This window comes from Oerskovia paurometabola, from assembly GCF_016907365.1.
Taxonomy (GTDB): domain Bacteria; phylum Actinomycetota; class Actinomycetes; order Actinomycetales; family Cellulomonadaceae; genus Oerskovia; species Oerskovia paurometabola.
Window position 1 is genome coordinate 2,872,748 of the sequence record NZ_JAFBBV010000001.1, and the last position, 20,263, is coordinate 2,893,010.

Below are 20,263 nucleotides of genomic sequence, written 5' to 3' on the forward strand. Positions count from 1 at the left end.
GCCCCGGGCAACCATGGACCCATGGCCACCTCGACGGCGCAGACCGTGAGCGTCGGCGGTCACCGCCTCAAGCTCACCAACCTGGACAAGGTCCTCTACCCGGCCACGGGCACGACCAAGGGGGAGGTCCTGGCCTACCTCGCGGCGGTCGCGGACGTCCTGCTCCCCCACGCCTCGAACCGCCCTGCCACGCGCAAGCGCTGGCCCAACGGTGTCGAGGGACCCGTGTTCTTCCAGAAGAACCTCGACGCCGGCACGCCCACGTGGGTCCGGCGGCGCACGATCCAGCACAAGGACCACGCGAACGAGTACCCGCTCGTCAACGACCTCGCGACGCTCACGTGGCTCGGGCAGGTCGCCGCCCTGGAGATCCACGTGCCGCAGTGGCAGTTCGGGCGGACGGGCGTCCAGAAGAACCCCGACCGGCTCGTCCTCGACCTCGATCCCGGCGAGGGCGCGGGTCTGCCCGAGTGCGCCGAGGTCGCGCGCCTGGCCCGCGACGTCCTGCGCGGCATGGGCCTGGACCCCATGCCCGTGACGAGCGGGTCCAAGGGCATCCACCTGTACGCCGCGCTCGACGGCCACCAGACCACGGACGAGGTGAGCGCGGTCGCGCACGAGCTCGCCCGCTACCTCGAGGCCGAGCACCCCGACCTCGTGGTGAGCGACATGAAGAAGGCGCTGCGCGGCGGCAAGGTGCTCGTCGACTGGAGCCAGAACAACGGCAACAAGACCACCATCGCGCCCTACTCGCTGCGTGGCCGTGCCCACCCGACCGTCGCGGCCCCGCGCACGTGGGACGAGCTCGACGACCCCGACCTCGCGCACCTCGACAAGGACCAGGTCGTGGAGCGCGTCCAGAGCATGGGCGACCCGCTCGCGGCCCTCACCGCGGGCCACCTGGCCTCGCTCGAACCCACGCCCGAGCGCATGGCGACGTTCGCGCGCAGGGGCGCGGCGCCGTCGGGCGGCGGGAGCACGGACGACGGCGGGCGCGACACCGCACCGGGAGACGCACCCCGGCGCGACCGCCTCGAGACCTACCGCGCCAAGCGCGACGCCTCCCGGACGCCCGAGCCGGTCCCGGGATCGGGAGAGCCGCCCGACGAGTCACCAACGGGGAACTCCTTCGTCATCCAGGAGCACCACGCGCGCCGCCTGCACTGGGACTTCCGCCTGGAGCACGACGGCGTGCTCGTGAGCTGGGCCCTGCCGCGCGGAGAGCCGACCGACACGAAGCAGAACCACCTCGCGGTCCAGACCGAGGACCACCCGCTCGCGTACGGATCGTTCGAGGGGACCATCCCGGCGGGCGAGTACGGCGGTGGCGAGGTGACCATCTGGGACGCTGGCACGTACGAGCTCGAGAAGTGGCGCGACGACGAGGAGGTCATCGTCACGCTGCACGGCGAGCAGCACGGGACGCGGCGGCTCGCACTCATCCACACGGGGGGTCATCAGCAGCACGGCTCCTCCGGCACATCAGGCAGAGCCGAGGAGAACAACTGGCTCATCCACCTCATGGCCCCGCGCGACGAGGGGCGGGCGCCGCAGCGCGCGACACAGCACGCCTCGCCCCGCGGCAAGGCGAGGGCGCAGCACCCGAGCGAGCCCGACGACGAGCCCGCGGGCACCGCTCTCCCCCGCCCGATGCTCGCGACCGCCGGGACGGTCGAGACCCTCACGGCAGAGGGCGACCCCGACGACTGGGCCTACGAGATGAAGTGGGACGGCTTCCGGGTGGTCGCGCAGGTCACCGACGGTGCCGTGGCACCCGGCGCGCCCGGCGGCACCTCCGCCCCGACCGTCCGCCTCGTGAGCCGCAGCGGCAAGGACATGACCGCGACGTACCCCGAGCTCGCGGACCTCGCGTCCTGCGTCGCCGCCGAGGACCTGCCCGTCGTCGTGGACGGCGAGATCGTGGCGCTCGACGCACGCGGTCGCCCGAGCTTCCGACGGCTCCAGCAGCGCGCGAACCTCACCAGGGCGGGGGACGTCGCGGCGGCGCGGGCGAAGGTCGGGGTCGAGCTCATGCTGTTCGACGTCCTGTCCGTCGGCGGTCGCTCGCTCGTCCGGCGCACCTACGACGAGCGCCGCGAGATCCTCGAGGACCTGGTCGCCCAGTCCTCGACGGTGCACGTGCCGCCCGCGTTCGACGGCGACCTCGCGGGGGCGGTCGCGACGAGCAGGCAGCTCGCCCTCGAGGGCGTGGTGGCCAAGCGCCGCACGAGCACGTACACGGCCGGGCGGCGCTCGCGGAGCTGGATCAAGGTCAAGCACTCGCACTCCCAGGAGGTCGTGGTGGTCGGCTGGCGCCCGGGGCACGGGGACAGGTCGCACCTGGTCGGCTCGCTGCTGCTCGCGGTGCCCGACGACGAGGGTCTGCGCTACGTGGGCCGCGTCGGGTCGGGCTTCACCGAGAAGGAGCGGCGCGACCTCGTGACGCGGCTCGGGCGGATCGAGCGGGTCACGAACCCGGCCCTCGACGTCCCGACGGCGGACGCCTCGGACGCCCGCTGGGTCACGCCGCACCTGGTCGGCGAGGTCGACTACGCGGACTGGACGAGCGCCCCCGACGGCGACGGCAAGCTGCGGCACGCGGTGTGGCGCGGCTGGCGTCCCGACAAGTCTCCCGAGGACGTGCGCCGGGAGGGCTGATCTCTCAGCCTCGCGCCGGGCCCTGGGCGGCGCGCCGGGCGCGCGCGGCGTCGCGGCTGGTCTGCACGTGCCCGACGGCGAGGCGCGCCGCCTCCTGCCCGTCACCCGCGCGGATCGCGGCCAGGAGCCCGCGGTGCTCGTCGACCATCTCCTCGAGGTCGAGGTGCTGCCCGAGGAGCCAGCGCAGGCGGCTCGCGGTGATCGCGCCGATCTCGTCGAGGAGCGGGCTCGCGGCGGTCGTCGCGACGAGCTCGTGGAAGTCGGCGCCCGCACGGTGGGCGGCCTTCGCGTCGTGGTCGCGCGCGGCCCGGGCCTCGCGGTCGAGGACGGCCTCGAGCGCGGCGACCTCGTCGGGGGTCCGACGTTCGGCCGCGAGGCGGAAGGTCAGGGTCTCGAGCGCGGAGCGCACCTCGATGAGGTCGTCGACGTCGGCGTCGGTGAAGGTCCGCACGACGGCCCACGTCCGGGGGCGCGGGGTCACGAGCCCCTCGGCGATGAGCGCCTTGAGGGCGTCGCGGACGGGGACGCGACTCACGCCGAGCTCGGCCGCGAGGTCGCGCTCGACGAGCCGGTCGCCCGGCGTGCGGTCGCCGTCGATGATCTGCTCGCGCACGATCCGGGCGACACGGTCCGCCTCGGGCTCGAACGGCTGGTCTGCGCTCATGCGTCCATCCTCCCGGAAGCCCCGGCGAGAAATGGTATACCATTCACACCAGTATGGACCCCTGGGGGTGGGCCCTGCACCAGGCCAGACAGCACCACCGGAAGAAGGACCTCAGATGCCGCCGTTCCCCAGCTCTCCCCAGGTCGCCGTGTCGGTGCTGCGCAACGTCAGGCCATGGGGCGCCGACCCCGTCGACCTCCACGTCGCGGACGGGCACATCACCCGGGTGACGCCGCACTCCCCCGCGGAGGCTGCGCCGTCGGGCAGCGTGCCTGCCCCGGGCGAGATCGACGGGCGCGGCCTCCTGGCCCTGCCCGGGTTCGTCAACGCGCACGCGCACGTCGACAAGAGCTGGTGGGGCAAGCCGTGGGTCAGCTACGGCGGCGAAGCCACCACGCAGGGACGCATCGCGCACGAGCGCGAGCACCGCGACGAGCTCGGCATCCCCGGGGTCGACGTCACGGTCGCGGTCCTGCGCGAGTTCCTGCGCCACGGCACGACGGCGATCCGCACCCACGTCGACGTCGACCTCGGCCTCGGGCTGCGCGGCATCGACGTGGTCCGCGAGTCCCTGTTCGTCCTCGGCGGCACGGTCGACGCCGAGATCGTCGCGTTCCCCCAGGACGGCGTCCTGCGCCGGCCCGGCGTGCTCGAGCTGCTCGACGCCGCAGCGGCCGCCGGGGCCGAGCACATCGGCGGGCTCGACCCCGCCTCGATCGACCGCGACCCGGTGACGCAGCTCGACGGGCTGTTCGAGATCGCCGAGCGGCGCGGCGTCGGGGTCGACGTCCACCTGCACGACGGCGGCGAGCTGGGCGCGTTCCAGATCGAGCTCATGATCGAGCGCACGATCCGCGCGGGCCTGCAGGGCAAGGTCAACGTGGCGCACGGGTTCGCGGTCGGGCAGCTCCCCCCCACGCGCATGGCCGACCTCGTCGAGGCCATGGGCGACGCGGGCATCAGCATGACGACCGTCGCCCCGATCGGCGCCACCCCGCTCCCCCTCGACCTGCTGCGCGAGCACGGCGTCAAGGTCGGTCTGGGCACCGACGGCATCCGCGACCTGTGGGCGCCGTACGGCACGGGCGACCTGCTGGCGCTCACGACCCGCCTGTCCCAGCTCGCGCGCTTCCGCCACGACGAGGACATCGTGCGCGCCGCCCGGCTCGCGACGAGCGACGCCGCGCCCTTCGTGGGACGCCGGGTGCACGACCTCGTCGAGGGTGCGCGCGCCGACGTCGTGCTGGTCGACGCCGAGAACACCATGGACGCCGTGGTCCGGGCACCGGCCCGCGCGCTCGTGGTCGCGGGCGGCCAGGTCGTGGCCCGCGACGGCGAGGTCCTGGTCTGACCCCTCCGCCGACGCGAGGTCGGCGAGCGCCGATGAGTTCTCCGAGGACCGCCGGTCTACCCGACGACACCCGTCCTCGCCGCGGAGCACCGCGGCGGCACGTCCGAAGGAGCACGTCATGACCGGAACCCAGATCTTCGTCAACCTGCCCGTGGCCGACCTCGACAGGTCAAAGGCGTTCTACACGCAGCTCGGGTTCTCGATCAACGAGCAGTTCACCGACGAGAACGCGTCGTGCGTCGTCATCAGCGACACGATCTACGTCATGCTCCTGACGCACGACTTCTTCCGCCGGTTCACGTCGAAGGACATCGTCGACGCCCAGAGTGCGACCGAGACCATCAACGCGATCAGCGCCGAGTCCCGCCCGGGCGTCGACGAGCTCGCCGACCGGGCGCTCGCCGCGGGCGGGTCGCAGACCAACCCGCCCCAGGACGAGGGCTTCATGTACTCGCGCAGCTTCTCCGACCTCGACGGGCACCTGTGGGAGGTCATGTACATGGACCCGAGCGCGATCGAGGGCTGACCTGCCGGGACACGACGGGCGGCGGTGCCGGGGAATGCCTCGGCGCCGCCGCCCGTTGCCGCCTTCATGCGAGCCATCACCTACTCCCGCTACGGCGGAGCCGACGTCCTCGAGCTCAACGAGCTCCCCACGCCCAAGGTCGGGCCGGACACCGTCCTGGTCCGGGTCAAGGCCACGAGCGTCAACCCGGTCGACTGGAAGGTCCGCGAGGGCTACCTCGACGCGGTCATGGACGCGACGTTCCCGGTCGTGCCCGGCTGGGACGTCGCGGGCGTCGTCGAGCAGGTCGGCCTGGACACGCCCGAGCTCTCGGTCGGCGACGAGGTCTTCGGGTACGTGCGCAAGGACGTGGTCTCCGGCGGCACGACCGCCGAGCTCGTCGCGGCCCCGGTCCGCACGCTGGCCCGCAAGCCCGCGGCATGGACGTGGGAGCAGGCTGCCGGCGCACCGCTCGCGGGGCTCACTGCGCTCCAGACGATCGACCGCGCCGGGGTGAGCAGCGGTCAGACCGTGCTCGTGCACGCGGCCGCGGGGGGCGTCGGGTCGATGGCCGTGCAGATCGCGGTCGCCCGCGGCGCGCGCGTGATCGGCACGGCGTCCGAGCGCAACCACGAGTACCTGCGCTCGCTGGGCGCCGAGCCCGTGACGTACGGCGAGGGCCTCGCCGAGCGCGTGCGCGCCCTCGCTCCCGAGGGCGTCGACGTCGTCCTCGACTACATCGGCGGCGAGGCCCTGGCCACCACGCCCGACGTCCTGCGCGAGGGCGGCACGGTCGCCTCGGTCGTCGACGCGGCGGCCCGCGACGAGCTCGGCGGGCACTACGTGTGGGTCCGCCCCGACGTCGAGGGGTTGACCGAGCTGGCCCGCCTCGCCGACGCCGGCCAGCTCACGGTCGACGTCGCCGAGGTCTACGACCTGGCCGACGCCGCGAAGGCCCACGAGGCGAGCCGGACCGGGCACGTGCGCGGCAAGGTCGTCATCACGGTCTGAGCCGCCCGTCCCGCTCCGGCGGGGTGCGGATCCCTCGTGCGACTCGCTGCGCGTCGCGCACCAGGGGTCCGCGCCCCGCGGCCGGTCGGTGACGTACCGTGAAGCCCATGTCCGCCACCGTCCCCGCCCTCGTCGCCGCCGACTCCGCACGCCTGCGGACCCGCGCCGCACGACATGCCCGCTCGCTCCCTCTCGCCGTCTGCGGGCTGGCCGTGCTGGTCGTCGCGGGGATGGGCCTGCTCGACGGCAGCTGGTTCTGGCTCGTCATGCTCGTGCCCGCAGCAGGGTTCCTCGCGACGTACGTCGTGGCCTTCGCCCTGCGGCTGCCCTCGGGGGTGGGCGTCGGGAGCGACGGGTACGGGATCGCGCTCGTCCTGAGCGCACTGATCGCCTTCTTCCTCCCCTGGATCATCTGGACGACGGGCGTCCCCTTCCTCGCAGGGCTCGGCCTCGTCGTCCTGGGGCTGCGCGCCTCCGACCGGTTCCTGTGGGTGGCAGGGCTCGCGACGATGGCCGCGTCGTTCGGGATCGCGACCCTCTCGTCGCCGCTCTTCCTCCCGCTCTCGACGCCCGGCCTCATGGCGATGATCGCTCTGGGCCTCGCCCTGCTGGCAGCCGCACTGGTGGCCCTGCGCGGTGAGCGCCAGACCCTCGCCGCCGGGGATGGCGCCCTGAGCATCGGCGACCCCGCGACCGACAACCTGCGCGTGCTCGCGGTGCTCGGCGACGCCGACGAGGCCGACCAGCCCGCGCTCGCCCGTCTCACGGGCATCGAGGAGCGCAACCTCGCGGCCCGCCTCCACGACCTCACCGAGGCGAGCCTGGTCCATGCCCGGATCACGAAGAACCGGAACTGGGCGCAGATCACCCGCGAGGGCCGCGAGGAGCTGCGGACCCGCCACGAGGCGCTGCGCGGGGTCGCGGAGCACCGCAAGGCCTGAGCGCCGGCACCGCCCAACGGCGAGCCGCGCACCCGGGACGGGCTCCGCCGTCGGGCACCTCGCCCGGCGCACCGGCGAGAGCGGTGGCAGGCTGGCCCCATGAGGGAGTTCACCGCACAGGACTTCGCCGCGCGCATCGACCGCGCGGCCGCCCAGGCCCGGGACGCCGGGCTCGCCGGGGTGCTCGTCACCCCCGGGCCGGACATGACGTACTTCACGGGGTACACGCCCACGGCCATGACCGAGCGCATCACGCTGCTCGTGGTCCCGGCCGAGGGCGAGGCGTCGATCGTGGTGCCCGTCCTCGAGCGCCCCGACCTCGACCGTGCGGCCGGTGCCGCGACCCTGCACGTCACGGCGTGGACCGACGGGGTCGACGAGTACGCGGTCACGGCCGACCTGCTCGACACCGCGGGGCACTACGCGATCTCCGACTCGGCGTGGGCCATGCACCTGCTGGGGCTCCAGCGCACGCTGCCGGGCTCGTCGTACTCGGCGATGACGCAGGCCCTGCCCATGCTGCGCGCGGTCAAGGGACCCGACGAGATCGAGCGCCTCGCGGCCGCGGGCGCGGCGAACGACGCGACGTTCGCCGACATCGTCGAGATCCGTTTCAGCGGGCGCCGCGAGCTCGACGTCGCGGCGGACCTCGCGGGCTTCCTGCGCGACCACGGGCACTCGCAGGTCGACTTCACGGTCGTCGGCTCGGGGCCCAACGGCGCCAACCCCCACCACGAGGCGGGCGACCGGGTCATCCAGGAGGGCGACATGGTCGTGCTCGACTTCGGCGGCCTCAAGGACGGCTACGGCTCGGACATGACGCGCATGGTGCACGTCGGGGGCGACGTCACGGACCAGCAGCGCGAGGTCTTCGAGGTCGTGCGAGCCGCGCAGCAGGCCGGGGTCGACGCGGTGCGGCCCGGCGCGACGTGCCAGGACGTCGACCGCGCCGCCCGAGCAGTCATCACCGAGGCCGGGTACGGCGAGCAGTTCATCCACCGCACGGGCCACGGGATCGGGCTCACGACGCACGAGCCGCCCTACATGATCGAGGGCGAGGAGCAGCCGATCGTGTCCGGCATGTGCTTCTCGGTCGAGCCCGGAATCTACCTGTCGGGGAACTTCGGGGTGCGCATCGAGGACATCGTGGTCGCGTTCCCGGACGACCTGCCCGACGGCGCCCGTCGCCTCAACAACGCACCGCACGACCTGCACGTGGTCGAGTAGGCCGCCCCGCGAGGGCCGGGCGGACGGGTGGCCCGCAGCGTGCGTGCGCCCGCTAGGTTCGTCGCATGATCTCTGAGGCACCTACCGCCGCGGACCAGGGCACGAGCAGCGCGCGACGCGGGCTCGTCGTGTGCGCGATCGCGACCGTCGGCGCGACCCTCGTCGGCGCCGTCCCCGCCCTCGCGATCGGCCTGTCGGTGGCCCGGTACCGCTACGTGGAGAACTGGTCAGGCGCGTCGAGCGGCTTGCTCGACGGCGAGCGCGAGCGGGCGCTCTTCGTCGCCGGGACTGGGATCCTCCTCGCACTCCTCGCCGCCGCTGCGGTGTTCCGGTTCGTCGCGCGGTCCGGGCGCACCTCCGTGCCCGCTCCGCGGGTCGTCGCCGCGTGCGCGGTGCTCGTCGCAGCGAGCGTGCTCACGCTGGTGGTCGTGGTCCTGCTCGGATCACCACTTGCTGCCGGGATCGTGGACGGATCCGTCCCCGCGGCCGGTGCGGAGGTTGACCCCATTTACTCTGCCTGACAGAGTTCACGCATGACGACCACGGCCCAGTACGTCGCCGACCTCCAGGCCCAGCAGCGAGCCGTGCGTCACGCGGCGTCGCTCCCGCTCTTCGTGACGACCCTCGGCGTGGGGTTCCTGGCCTACTGCGAGATCGCCACCGACTGGTGGATCTTCCCCCAGGCATTCGTCCCGGCGGTCGCCTTCGGGACACTGTTCATCGGCATGCGGGTCCAGCGGCAGGCGCTCGGGGTCGGCACTGGTCGCGACCGGTACGGGCTGCTCGCGCTCACCATGCTCGCCCTGACCTTCTTCCCTGGACCCGTCCTCTCGATCTTCGTGGGAGCGAGCCTCCTCCTCGGCGTCGGGCTCGTCTCGCTCGGCTGGCGAGCCCGGGACCTGTGGCTCCTGGCACCGGGGCTCGGGCTCCTGGTCGTCAGCCCGCTCGTCGTCCACAGCCCGCTCGAGAGCCTCGCTCCCGTCCTGGGCAGCCGCGGGGGCGGCCTGGTCCTCGTCACGGTCGTCCTGCTCGCCCTCACCGTCGCCGCGTTCGTACGCGAGCGAAAGAACACGCAGGAAGCCGCGGCGTGAGCACGCCACCGGAGCAGCATCCACTCTCCCGCCTCGACGAGACGGTCCACCAACGCGCACGCCTCGGCATCCTCGCGATCCTCGCCGAGACGCGCGACGCTGACTTCGCGCACCTCAAGCGCGCGTTGGGCCTCACGGACGGCAACCTCGGGCGACACCTCGAAGTCCTCGTCACGAGCGGGTACGTCGAGCTCCGCAAGGGCAGCGACGGCCGCCGGGCACGCACCTGGGCACGCATCACCCCCCGGGGCAGGCAGGCCCTGATCCTCGAGGTCGAGCTCCTGCACGGGCTGCTCGCGGCGGTGGGACGACCCGTCGACGCGTCGGACGCGCCGAGCACGCCCCACGGCGACGGCTCCCGCGCCGCAGGACACGACGCCTCGTCGTGACGCCGACAGGCCGTCGGCGCCCGACAGAGCACCCCACGGACTGACCACGGGCGGGGCCCTCGTGACCGGGCTGCACAGCGGCCTCCGGCCGCCTCACCCCCGCCGCGTCAGGCCTCGGCCGCGTCCGCGCTCTCCGCAGAATCGGCCCCCGCCGCCACGACCTGCTCGTTGCGGATGCCCGCCCAGCTCACGAGGCCGCCCGCGACGAGCAGCGCGGCCGTGACGATCAGTGCGCGGTGGAACCCTGCGACGTCGAGCACGGGTCCGATGACGATCCCCGCGCACGCGATGACCACGAGGCCCGCGATGCGCGAGACCGCGTTGTTCACGGCCGACCCGATGCCCGCGTCCGCGGCCGGGATCGAGCCGAGGATCGCCGCGGTCAGGGGCGCCACCGTGACGGCGAGCCCCAGGCCGAACAGCAGGATGCCGGGCAGGAGCTGCGTGAAGTAGCTCGCCTCGGCGGTCGTGGTGAGCATGAGCAGGTACCCGCAGCCCGCGATCAGGGGGCCCACCGTCATGAACAGGCGCGGCCCGTACCGGCCCGCGAGCGCCCCGAAGCGCGACGACAGGAACAGCATGAGCAGCGTCACCGGCAGCAGGGCGAGGCCCGCGAGGGTCGCGCTGTACCCGGCGACCTGCTGGACGAACAGGGTCACGGCGAACCCGCCGAACGCGAGCGCCCCGTAGATCGCGGCCGTCGCGACGTTGCCCGCGGCGAAGTTGCGCACCGAGAACAGGGACAGCGGCAGCATGGGGTCAGGGGCGCGCCGCTCCCAGACGAGGAACGCCACGAGCGCCGCGATCCCGACGACGAGCGGCACCCACACGACCGGGCTGCCCCACCCGAAGCGCCCGTGCTCGATGAGCGCGAAGACGGGCCCGGCGAGCCCGACGGCCGCGAGCACCGCTCCGCGCACGTCGATGCGCCGACCGGTCTCGGTGTCGCCCTCCTCCATGCCGCGCAGGATCCACAGCGTGACCGCGACGGGCAGGAGGTTGATGCCGAACACCCAGCGCCAGGACAGCGTGTCGACGAGCACGCCGCCGAGCAGGGGTCCGGCGATCATCGCGGTGCCGGTCCACGCGGTCCAGGTGCCGATCGCCTTGGCCTGCGCGGCGCCGCTGAACGAGGAGATGATCATCGCGAGCGAGCTCGGTACGAGCAGCGCGCCCGCGATGCCCTGCAGCCCGCGCGCGACCACGAGCACGACGCCCGTCGGGGCCAGCGCGCACAGCACCGACGTGAGCGCGAACCCGACGAGCCCCCACCACATGACGCGGCGGCGCCCGTGGACGTCGGACAGCGAACCCGCCACGAGGATGAGCGACCCGAGCGTGATGAGGTACGCGTCGACGACCCACTGCTGGAGCGCGAGCCCGTCGAGCACTCCCCCGGCCAGCTCGTCGGCGATCGCGGGCAGCGCGACGTTGACCACCGTCCCGTCGAGGAACGACACGAACGAGGCGAGGATCGCGACGAGCAGCACACGGCGCTGGGCGGGTGTCACGGCTCCACGCTAGCCCCGTCCTCGAAGCGCCACCGGGTCGCGGTGTAGTCCTCGCCGCGCCCGTACGCGTAGACCGTCGTGGGCTGCACCCGGAAGACGTACGCCTCCACGGTGGCCTGCTCGCCGGGCTCGGAGCCGTCCGCGGGCGCCTCGCTGTCCCAGAAGGCGCCGTCTCGCACCTCGAAGTGCCAGTCGTACTTGCACGCCCAGCGGTCGGCCAGGCGTTGCAGCAGGTGGTGCTCGGTGATCCGCTCGGCGGCCCCGTCGAGCACGACGTCGAGCCCCGCGCTCAGGAGGTTGGTCCCGGTGGTCAGCACGCACCCGGGGTTCGCCGCGAGGTTGAGCGCCTTGCGCTCGGTGCGGCCGGTGCAGAAGTGGAGCGCCCCGTCGGCCCAGACCGCGATGAGCGGAGTGACGTGCGGGCGCCCGTCGGGGCGGACGGTGGACAGCCAGAAGATCTCGGCGCCCTGGAGCTGAGCCAGGGCGTCGGCCCAGGAGGTCGGTGCAGCGCCGGGGGACGAGAAGTCCGTCATGAGGACCCCGGCGGGCGCCCCGCCGGGCTCGACGGGCTGGGCGGACTCGGCGGCGGGCTGGTCGGGTTCTGCGGCCATGGGAGATCCTCCGTCTCTGGGTGGCTCCGTCGCCACACCGTCCCTCTCCGACCGGCGCGGGCGCCCGAACTCATCGGCAGCTCGGGGCGAGGGCCGCCCTCTCGGGTCGCACCGGTGGCAGCGCTCACGCGTTCGGGGCAACGGTCGTCCCGGTTCCACGACGGCGGACCGTGACCCCTGTCCCGCCCGCCTCGCCCGACGGGGCGCCACCGTCCCTCGCCACGATCCGCGTGCCTGGCCCGTCCAGGGGGGCACCGTCGTCGGCGCGCGCCGTCTCGACCTCGAAACCTCCGTCGGCGAGCAGGCCGTGGTCCGCCTGCGCGGCCTGCCCTTCGCTCGTGAGGTAGTCGCCCAGGAAGATCGAGCTCACCATCTCCAGCGCGAGCGGCTGGAGCGAGCGCAGGTGCACCTCGCGCCCGGCCGCGAGGCGGAGCTCTGCCGTGGGGCACACGAAGCGCACCATGGCGAGGATGCGCAGGCACCGCTGGGGCGTGAGGTCCCACGTCCCCGCGAGGGGCGTCCCGTCGAACGGCACGAGGAAGTTGACGGGCACGGAGTCCGCCCCGAGGTCGCGCAGCGCGAACGCGACGTCGACGAGGTCCTCGTCGCTCTCGCCCATGCCCGCGATGAGCCCCGAGCAGGGCGAGAGCCCGGCGCCCCTCGCCCGTTCGACCGTCTCGACGCGGTCCGCGTACTCGTGCGTGGTGCAGATGTCGGCGTACGTCGCCTCGGACGTGTTGAGGTTGTGGTTGTACGCGTCGGCGCCCGCTGCGGCCAGCCGGTCGGCCTGGCCGTCGCGGAGCAGGCCGAGGCACGCACAGACCTCGACGTCGGGGTGCTCGCGCTTGATCCCGTCGACCATCGCGGACACCCGTGCCACGTCGCGGTCGCTCGGCCCGCGCCCGCTCGCGACGAGGCAGACGCGACGGGCGCCGCCTGCGACCCCGGCCCGGGCGGCGGCGACCGCGTCCTCGGTGCTCAGCCACGAGTACTTCAGGACCTGTGCCGTGGACCCGAGGCGCTGCGAGCAGTACGAGCAGTCCTCGGGGCACAGGCCCGACCTCAGGTTGACCAGGTAGTTGAGCCGCACCCGACGGCCGAACCGGTGGCGACGCACGCGCCCGGCCGCAGCGACGACGTCGAGCAGGTCGTCGTCGCTCGTCCGCAGGACGGCCACCGCCTCGGCGCGCGTCGGCGCGGTGCCGGCGAGGCCGCGGGCGACGAGGGTGTCCAGGAGGTCGCGGACGTCCGCAGGACCGGTGTCGTCGTGGTCGGAGGAGAGCTTCACGACCACGATCCTCCTCGCGCGCCAGCTACCTCTCCCCGGCCTGCCCCGACAAGGCGAGCCGCTTCTTCTTGGGCCGGACCACAGCCCGTCGTGGGGTTCCTCCAAGGCCCTCGCCCGCACGTTGGCGACAGCCGAGGTCTCGACACCATACCTAGAGGTAGGTATGGTGTCGGCATGACCGACACCGACCTCCCGAGCCGCGAGCGCCTCGTGCGCGCGGCCCGCGACCTGTTCTGGGCACAGGGCGTCGAGGGCACGAGCCCGCGCCAGGTCCTCGAGGCGAGCGGCGTGGGGCAGGGCAGCCTCTACCACCACTTCCCCACCAAGCACGACCTCTCGCTCGCCGCGATCAGCGCGACCACCCACGACGCCCTCTCGTCCGTCGCGAGCGACCTCGAGGACGCCGACCGCTCACCCGCCGAACGCCTCGTGGCCTACCTCGAACGGCCGCGTCCGGCGCTCGCGGGCTGCAAGGTCGGGCGCCTGACGAGCGACCCGTCGGTCATGTCGGACGACGAGCTGCGCGGCCCCGTCCGCGACTACTTCGCGGGCCTGGTCGCGCGGGTCCAGGCGGTCTTCGAGGAGACCGGCCTGCCCGACGACGCCGCGCACGACCGCGCGTACGCGGCGGTCGCGATCGTCCAGGGCGGGTACGTGCTCGCGCGGGCCCTCGACGACCCGGCGGCGATGAGCGCCGCGGTCGAGGGGTTCGTGTCGATGCTCGAACCGGCGCTGGACCCGAGCACGGCGGCACGTCGATGAGCGCCGGGCCGCACGGCTCGCCAGGCCCCGGCGACACCCGGGACGAGCGCTCCGCCCGTGAGCCCTCGTCGCTCCGTGAGCGCCTCCGCGCCCTGCCGACCTTCGCCCCGGGACTGCCGACCCTCGAACCGGACGCGACGCCGTCGGACCCCGTGACGCTGTTCCGCGCCTGGATCGAGGAGGCGATCGACGCCGGGGCGCCGCTCCCCCACGCCATGACGCTGGCGACCGCCGGGGCCTCCGGCGAGGTGCACGCGCGCACCGTGATCCTCAAGGACGTCGACCCCTCGGGATGGTGGTTCGCGACCGGCTCGACGAGCCCCAAGGCCCGCGACCTCGCAGAGAACCCGCACGCCGCCCTCACGTTCCTCTGGCCAGTCCTGGGACGCCAGGTCCGCGTCACCGGGCCTGTGACGCCCGCCGACCCCGCGACGAGCGCGGCGGACTTCCTCGCCCGCTCGGACGGCTCGCGCGCCGCCGCGCTCGTGGGCCACCAGAGCGAGGCCCTCGCGTCCCGGCAGGAGTACCGGGATGCCTTCGCGGGCGCGCTCGCCCGCGCACAGCACGACCCGACGCTGATCGAGCCCACCTGGACCGCCTACGCGCTCGCGCCGACGTCGGTCGAGTTCTGGCAGGCGTCGGACGACCGCGGACAGACCCGGCTGCGCTACCGCGCGGTCGGCCACGACTGGGAGAAGGGGCTGCTCTGGCCATGACGAGGACCACGCAGGACACCAGCACGAGCATCACCGGCACGCACACCACCTCCGACGCGACGCGCGCCGCACGCGCCGACGCGGGTGCCGCGCTGCACCAGCTCGTCGAGGCCGTCCGCACGCTCGACGACGCCGCGCTCCGCTCCCCCAGCGCGCTCGACGGGTGGACCGTCGGGCACGTGCTCTCCCACGTCGCGATGGTCGGCGACGCGCTCGCCCGCCAGGCCGAGCTCGCAGCCCGCGGCGAGACGGCCGAGGTCTACGAGGGCGGGGCCGAGGGCCGCGCGGCGGGGATCGAGTCCGGCGCGACCCGCTCGCGCGACGAGCACCTCGACGCGCTCGGGGCGGCAGGCGCACGGCTCGACGCGGCCTGGGACCTGACCGACCGCACGGGGTGGGACGCACCCGTGACGTATCGCGACGGGGCGGTCGCCGACGTCCTCGACTGCTGGTGGCGAGAGGTCCGCATCCACGCGACCGACCTGGGCGAGGTCAGTACCGCCCAGGGACTCACGCCGTCCGCGACCTGGGGGCTCGCCTTCACCGACCACCTGCTCGACTTCCTGGGCCTGCGCCTGGCCGAGCCCGTGCTCGTGGCGCGGGACGAGGACGGGGCGCGCGCCGTCGTCGGGCCCGAGGGCGTGCGGGCCGCCGCCCCGGGAGCAGACGACACGCTCACGACCGTGACGGGTTCCGCGGCGGACGTCGCCGCGTGGCTCGCAGGACGCGAGAGCGCCACCACCCCGGTCGCACGCCGCGGCGGGGTCGCGGTGGACCTGCCCCCGCTCGCGCCCTGGCCGTCGGGCGTCCCCGTGCGCCGCCGAGCGCCGGTCAGGCCCTGACCAGGACCGTCCCGTCCTCGACCGCGACCTCGAAGGTCGCCAGGGCCTCGGGCTCCTTGCCGCTCGGGTCGAGGCACCGCCCCGTCGTCAGGTCCCAGACCTGCTTGTACATGGGCGAGGTGATGGTCGGGGTCTCGCCCGCCGAACCGACGATGCCGCGCGAGAGCACGTTGGCCCCCGAGTAGGGGTCGCGCTGCTGGACCGCGAACAGCCGGTCGTCGGCCAGGCGGAACACCGCGACCTGGGTGCCGTCGACCAGCGCGGCGACGCCGCGCTCGGGCACGAGCCGCTCGAAGGGGCAGACCGTCGTCCATGCCGTCGCGCTCACTTGCGGACCTCCACCGTGCGGGCGATCACCGGGTTGTTGTCGGACGGCTCGCCGGGGCGGGCCGGTCGCACCTGCCCGCGCACGCCCGTGTAGGCGAGGTCCGGGTCGTGCTGGTCGGGTGCGTTGACGAACGACACGAACCGCGACAGCCGGTCCGGGTCGTCGAGGGTCTGCGCCCACTCGTCGACGTACGACTCGACGTGCCGCGCGACCTCGGCCTCGAGGTCGGCCGCGATGCCCAGCGAGTCCTCGACCAGGACCTTGCGCAGCTCGACGATCCCGCCGGGGAAGTCCGCGACCCAGGGGGCCGTGCGCTGCAGGCGGTCCGCGGTCCGGACGTAGTACGCGAGGAAGCGGTCGACCACCGCGACGAGCGTCTCGTCGTCGAGGTCCTCCGCGAGCAGCTCGGCGTGCCGGGGCGAGAAGCCGCCGTTGCCGCCCACGTACACGTTCCAGCCCTTCTCGGTCGCGATCACGCCCACGTCCTTGCCGCGCGCCTCGGCGCACTCGCGCGCACAGCCCGAGACACCGATCTTGAACTTGTGCGGCGACCGCAGCCCCCGGTAGCGGAGCTCGAGACGCACGGCCATGCCCACCGAGTCCTGCACCCCGAACCGGCACCACGAGGAACCCACGCACGACTTCACCGCGCGCAGCGACTTGCCGTACGCCTGCCCCGACTCCATGCCCGCGTCGACCAGCCGGCGCCAGATCTCCGGGAGCTGGTCGATCCGGGCCCCGAAGAGCCCGATCCGCTGGGCGCCCGTCACGCGCGTGTACAGGCCGAAGTCCTGCGCGACCTGCCCGATCACGATGAGCTTCTCGGGCGTGATCTCCCCCGCGGGGACGCGCGGCACCACCGAGTACGTGCCGTCCTTCTGCAGGTTGGCCAGTGCGCGGTCGTTGGTGTCCTGGAGCGCAGCCTGCTCGCCGTCGAGGATGTACCCGCCCCACAGCGACGCGAGGATCGAAGCGACGACCGGCTTGCAGACCACGCAGCCGCGGCCCGTGCCGTGCGCCGCGACGATCTGGGTGAAGGTGCGCAGCCCGTCCTGCCGCACGAGCGCGAAGAGCTCGGCGCGGGACATCGTGAAGTGCTCGCACATCGCGTTCGACACCGTGACGCCGGCCGCCTCGAGCGTCGTGTTGACGATCTTGGTGAGCACGGGCACGCACGACCCGCACACGGTCCCTGCCTTGGTGCACGCCTTGACCTCGCCCAGGCTCGTGCAGCCGTGCTCGGTCACCGCCCCGCGGACCGTCCCGGCGGTGACGTTCGCGCACGAGCAGACCACGACGTCGTCGGGCAGGTCGCCGCCGAGCGCCGGGGCGCCGCCCTCCGGGGCGAGGAACGCCGACGGGTCGGCGCCCAGCGAACGCCCCAGCAGGGGGCGCAGCGACGAGTAGAGGGCCGCGTCGCCCACGAACACGCCGCCGAGCAGGGTCCGTGCGTCGTCCGAGACGACGAGCTTGCGGTAGGTCCGCGCGACCGGGTCGGCGAACGTGACCTCGAGCGCGCCGGGCGTCAGCCCGAACACGTCGCCGAAGCTCGCCGCCTCGATGTCGACGCCCTTGAGCTTGGTCCCCTCGGGCGCCGGGGAGTAGGTCGCGCTGCCGCCGAGCAGCCGGTCGACGACGACGTCGGCCATGGCGTTGCCCGGTGCGACCAGGCCCACGCACTGGTCCTCGAACGACGCGCACTCCCCGATGGCCCACACGGCGGGGTCCGAGGTGTGGCACGCCGCACCGACGACGACGCCGCCGCGCTCGCCGATCGCGAGGCCCGCCTCGCGCGCGACGCGGTCCCGGGGCCGGATGCCGGTCGAGAAGATCACGACGTCGGCGGGGATCCGCGACCCGTCCGACAGGTCCATACCGCCCACCGCGCCGTCGCCCGCGGCCGAGAGCCCCGTGGCGCCGGTCGAGGTACGGACGTCGATGCCGCGGTCGGTCACGAGCACGCGCAGCGCCTCGCCGCCCGCGTCGTCGAGCTGGACGCTCATGAGGCGGTCGGCGAACTCCACGACGGTCGCGGCCGCGCCGAGGGTCTGGAGCGCGGCCGCGGCCTCGAGCCCCAGCACGCCTCCCCCGACGACGACGCCGTGCAGCGGACGCCCCAGGCGTGCGGTGCGCAGCCCGACGTACTCGCGCAGCCCCTCCAGGTCGGCCAGGGTGCGATAGCTGAACACGCCCGGCAGGTCGGTGCCCTCGGTGCGCGGGGTCCAGGCCCAGGAGCCCGTGGCCAGGACCAGGTGGTCGTAGGCGAGCACGCGCCCGGACCTCGTCGTGACGGTCTGCGTCTCGCGGTCCACTGCCGCGACCGCGTCGCCCGTGACCAGCTCGGTGCGCGAGTCGTCCCAGACCGAGGGCTCCATCGTCAGGTCGTCCGCCGAGCGGCCCGTGAAGTACTCGGACAGGTGCACGCGGTCGTACGGGGCACGGTCCTCGTCCCCGACGACGGACACGTGCCACGCCCCCTCGGGAGAGCGTGCGATCATCTGGCTCACGAACCGGTGGGCGACCATGCCGGCGCCGACCACCACGACGCGGCCGGGGGTGGGAGTGCTCATGTGGGGGGCCTCACGAGAAGGGTCGGGCGCGGACGGGGCGAGTCGGGTCGCGGGGGGCGGGTGCGACCGTCGTGACCATCCTGGCGCATAGATACGAGGTTTCTGGTCAAAACACCAGATCAGCGCGTCGCGAGGACCTAGGACGCGACGTCCAGGGACCTTGGTCCCGAAAAAGTGTGACGCACGACCGTGACGGACGGCACAGCATGTGCACTCCTTCACAAGCGTAAAATCGAGCGGTGGCGACTAAGAAGACAACGGGTCAGAACACCATCGACGTAGCCCTCATCGGCGGCGGCATCATGAGTGCGACCCTCGGCGCCCTCCTGAAGCTCCTCGAGCCCACGTGGACCATCAAGGTCTTCGAGCGCCTCGACGCGGTAGCCCAGGAGTCCTCCAACCCGTGGAACAACGCTGGCACCGGCCACGCTGCGCTCTGCGAGCTGAACTACACCCCCGAGAAGGCCGACGGGACCATCGAGATCTCCAAGGCGGTCACGATCAACGAGCAGTTCGAGGTGTCGCGCGAGTTCTGGCACCACCTGCTCACCGGGGGCCACCTGCCCGAGCCCGCGAGCTTCATCAGCCACACCCCGCACATGACGTTCGTGCGCGGCGCGGCCAACGTGGACTACCTCAAGCGCCGCTTCACCGCGCTGAGCGCCCACCCGCTGTTCAGCGAGCTCGAGTTCACCGACGACCCCGCGGTCATCGCGCAGTGGGCACCCCTGCTGGTCCTCGACCGGGACGGCGACGAGGCCGTCGCCGCGACCCGTGCGACGAGCGGCACGGACGTCGACTTCGGCGCGCTCACCTCGCAGCTCTTCGACTTCCTCACGGCCCACGACGTCGAGCTCAACCTCCAGCACGAGGTCAACCGCCTCAAGAAGCGCAAGGACGGCACCTGGGACGTCACCGTCAAGGACGTGTCCTGGAACGCCAAGCAGGGGCCGCGCACCGTCAACGCCCGCTTCGTGTTCGTCGGCGCGGGCGGCGGCGCCCTGCCGCTGCTGCAGAAGGCCGGGATCAAGGAGGCCAAGGGCTACGGCGGCTTCCCCATCAGCGGCGAGTTCCTGCGCACCGACAACCCGGAGATCGTCGCCCAGCACCAGGCCAAGGTGTACGGCAAGGCCGACGTCGGCTCGCCGCCCATGTCCGTCCCGCACCTCGACACGCGCGTGGTCGACGGCAAGACGTACCTGATGTTCGGCCCCTACGCCGGGTTCAGCCCCAAGTACCTCAAGAAGGGGTCGCTGCTCGACCTCTTCACCTCGCTGCGGACCCACAACATCGGGTCCATGCTCGGCGCAGGCCTCAAGAACATCGACCTCACGCAGTACCTGGTCGGTCAGCTCGTCGCGAGCCCCGAGGCCAAGTTCACGGCGCTCCAGGCCTTCATGCCCACGGCTCACCCCAAGGACTGGGAGAAGATCACCGCGGGCCAGCGCGTGCAGGTCATCAAGAAGGACCCCGCCAAGGGCGGTGTGCTCGAGTTCGGCACCGAGGTCATCGCGGCCGCGGACGGCTCGATCGCCGGCCTGCTCGGCGCCTCGCCGGGCGCCTCGACCGCGGTGCCCGCGATGATCGACGTGCTCGAGCGCTGCTTCCCGCAGCAGTTCGCCACGTGGCGCCCCGCGCTCGGGGCCATGATCCCGAGCCTCGGCCAGGCCACGTGGGAGGCGACCGAGCTCGACTCGCTCTCCGCCTCCGCGGGGCCCTCGGAGGAGGCGGTCGGCGCCCGCTGACCCCGTCCCCGCAACGCACCGGCGCCCCGGTCTCCTTCGTGGAGACCGGGGCG

Annotated in this window: 19 protein-coding genes; 13 read left to right on the forward strand and 6 right to left on the reverse strand. The window is 73.4% G+C overall.

Going from position 1 to position 20,263, the window contains the following annotated elements:
• The first annotated feature begins 21 nt into the window (after positions 1 to 21).
• Positions 22 to 2,658 (forward strand): ATP-dependent DNA ligase, encoded by a 2,637-nt coding sequence (locus JOD48_RS13020; protein ID WP_204809483.1) that lies wholly within the window; start codon positions 22 to 24, stop codon positions 2,656 to 2,658.
• 4 nt (positions 2,659 to 2,662) lie between these two features.
• Here the strand turns inward: JOD48_RS13020 and JOD48_RS13025 are convergent, their stop codons facing one another.
• On the reverse strand, positions 2,663 to 3,322 hold the full coding sequence (locus JOD48_RS13025; protein ID WP_191788935.1) for a GntR family transcriptional regulator: 660 nt from the start codon (positions 3,320 to 3,322) through the stop codon (positions 2,663 to 2,665).
• A gap of 115 nt (positions 3,323 to 3,437) precedes the next feature.
• Here JOD48_RS13025 and JOD48_RS13030 point away from each other — a divergent pair, with 115 nt between their 5' ends.
• From JOD48_RS13030 to JOD48_RS13065, 8 genes are all read left to right on the forward strand, one after another.
• Entirely contained in the window at positions 3,438 to 4,673 is a 1,236-nt protein-coding gene (locus JOD48_RS13030; protein WP_204809485.1) for an amidohydrolase family protein, read from the forward strand.
• Between the two features lie 118 nt (positions 4,674 to 4,791).
• A complete protein-coding gene (locus JOD48_RS13035) occupies positions 4,792 to 5,199 on the forward strand; it encodes a VOC family protein (RefSeq protein WP_204809487.1) in 408 nt (135 codons plus the stop codon).
• A 66-nt stretch (positions 5,200 to 5,265) separates the two neighbouring features.
• Entirely contained in the window at positions 5,266 to 6,189 is a 924-nt protein-coding gene (locus JOD48_RS13040) for an NADP-dependent oxidoreductase (protein WP_204809489.1), read from the forward strand.
• Between the two features lie 107 nt (positions 6,190 to 6,296).
• Complete coding sequence (locus tag JOD48_RS13045) at positions 6,297 to 7,130, forward strand: hypothetical protein (RefSeq protein ID WP_204809491.1); 834 nt, start codon at positions 6,297 to 6,299, stop codon at positions 7,128 to 7,130.
• A 99-nt stretch (positions 7,131 to 7,229) separates the two neighbouring features.
• The gene (locus tag JOD48_RS13050) at positions 7,230 to 8,357 is read left to right on the forward strand and encodes an aminopeptidase P family protein (protein ID WP_204809493.1); all 1,128 of its coding nucleotides are present in this window, start codon (positions 7,230 to 7,232) and stop codon (positions 8,355 to 8,357) included.
• A gap of 65 nt (positions 8,358 to 8,422) precedes the next feature.
• Positions 8,423 to 8,878 carry a hypothetical protein gene (locus JOD48_RS13055; protein WP_204809495.1) on the forward strand — a complete coding sequence of 152 codons (456 nt, stop codon included), beginning with the start codon at positions 8,423 to 8,425 and terminating at the stop codon, positions 8,876 to 8,878.
• A 12-nt stretch (positions 8,879 to 8,890) separates the two neighbouring features.
• Positions 8,891 to 9,448: a hypothetical protein gene (locus JOD48_RS13060; RefSeq protein ID WP_204809497.1), complete on the forward strand. Its 558-nt coding sequence runs from the start codon at positions 8,891 to 8,893 to the stop codon at positions 9,446 to 9,448.
• Positions 9,445 to 9,837 carry a transcriptional regulator gene (locus tag JOD48_RS13065; protein WP_204809499.1) on the forward strand — a complete coding sequence of 131 codons (393 nt, stop codon included), beginning with the start codon at positions 9,445 to 9,447 and terminating at the stop codon, positions 9,835 to 9,837. Before JOD48_RS13060 ends, JOD48_RS13065 begins: the two co-directional genes overlap by 4 nt.
• Before the next feature lie 107 nt (positions 9,838 to 9,944).
• On the opposite strand, the gene JOD48_RS13070 is transcribed toward JOD48_RS13065, so the two are convergent.
• The 3 genes from JOD48_RS13070 to bioB form a co-directional block, all read right to left on the reverse strand.
• Positions 9,945 to 11,348, reverse strand: coding sequence for an MFS transporter (locus JOD48_RS13070; protein WP_204809501.1), 1,404 nt, complete (start codon positions 11,346 to 11,348; stop codon positions 9,945 to 9,947).
• Complete coding sequence (locus JOD48_RS13075) at positions 11,345 to 11,959, reverse strand: pyridoxamine 5'-phosphate oxidase family protein (RefSeq protein ID WP_204809502.1); 615 nt, start codon at positions 11,957 to 11,959, stop codon at positions 11,345 to 11,347. Before JOD48_RS13075 ends, JOD48_RS13070 begins: the two co-directional genes overlap by 4 nt.
• A gap of 124 nt (positions 11,960 to 12,083) precedes the next feature.
• Positions 12,084 to 13,193, reverse strand: coding sequence for a biotin synthase BioB (bioB, locus tag JOD48_RS13080; protein WP_204810583.1), 1,110 nt, complete (start codon positions 13,191 to 13,193; stop codon positions 12,084 to 12,086).
• A gap of 228 nt (positions 13,194 to 13,421) precedes the next feature.
• Between bioB and JOD48_RS13085 the strand changes: the two genes are divergently transcribed.
• From JOD48_RS13085 to JOD48_RS13095, 3 genes are read left to right on the forward strand one after another with little or no spacing between them, the layout of a single operon-like run.
• A complete protein-coding gene (locus JOD48_RS13085) occupies positions 13,422 to 14,009 on the forward strand; it encodes a TetR/AcrR family transcriptional regulator (protein WP_191788927.1) in 588 nt (195 codons plus the stop codon).
• The gene (locus JOD48_RS13090) at positions 14,006 to 14,725 is read left to right on the forward strand and encodes a pyridoxine/pyridoxamine 5'-phosphate oxidase (RefSeq protein ID WP_204809503.1); all 720 of its coding nucleotides are present in this window, start codon (positions 14,006 to 14,008) and stop codon (positions 14,723 to 14,725) included. Before JOD48_RS13085 ends, JOD48_RS13090 begins: the two co-directional genes overlap by 4 nt.
• Positions 14,722 to 15,567, forward strand: a complete 846-nt coding sequence (locus tag JOD48_RS13095; protein WP_204809504.1) for a maleylpyruvate isomerase family mycothiol-dependent enzyme — start codon at positions 14,722 to 14,724, stop codon at positions 15,565 to 15,567. Before JOD48_RS13090 ends, JOD48_RS13095 begins: the two co-directional genes overlap by 4 nt.
• On the opposite strand, the gene nirD is transcribed toward JOD48_RS13095, so the two are convergent.
• Together nirD and nirB are read right to left on the reverse strand one after the other, a co-directional pair.
• Positions 15,557 to 15,895 carry a nitrite reductase small subunit NirD gene (gene nirD, locus JOD48_RS13100; protein ID WP_191788924.1) on the reverse strand — a complete coding sequence of 113 codons (339 nt, stop codon included), beginning with the start codon at positions 15,893 to 15,895 and terminating at the stop codon, positions 15,557 to 15,559. The genes JOD48_RS13095 and nirD overlap by 11 nt on opposite strands.
• Positions 15,892 to 18,465 (reverse strand): nitrite reductase large subunit NirB, encoded by a 2,574-nt coding sequence (gene nirB, locus JOD48_RS13105; protein WP_191788923.1) that lies wholly within the window; start codon positions 18,463 to 18,465, stop codon positions 15,892 to 15,894. The genes nirD and nirB overlap by 4 nt, the downstream gene beginning before the upstream one ends.
• Before the next feature lie 239 nt (positions 18,466 to 18,704).
• Here nirB and mqo point away from each other — a divergent pair, with 239 nt between their 5' ends.
• A complete protein-coding gene (gene mqo / locus JOD48_RS13110) occupies positions 18,705 to 20,210 on the forward strand; it encodes a malate dehydrogenase (quinone) (RefSeq protein WP_204809505.1) in 1,506 nt (501 codons plus the stop codon).
• Positions 20,211 to 20,263: the final 53 nt, after the last annotated feature.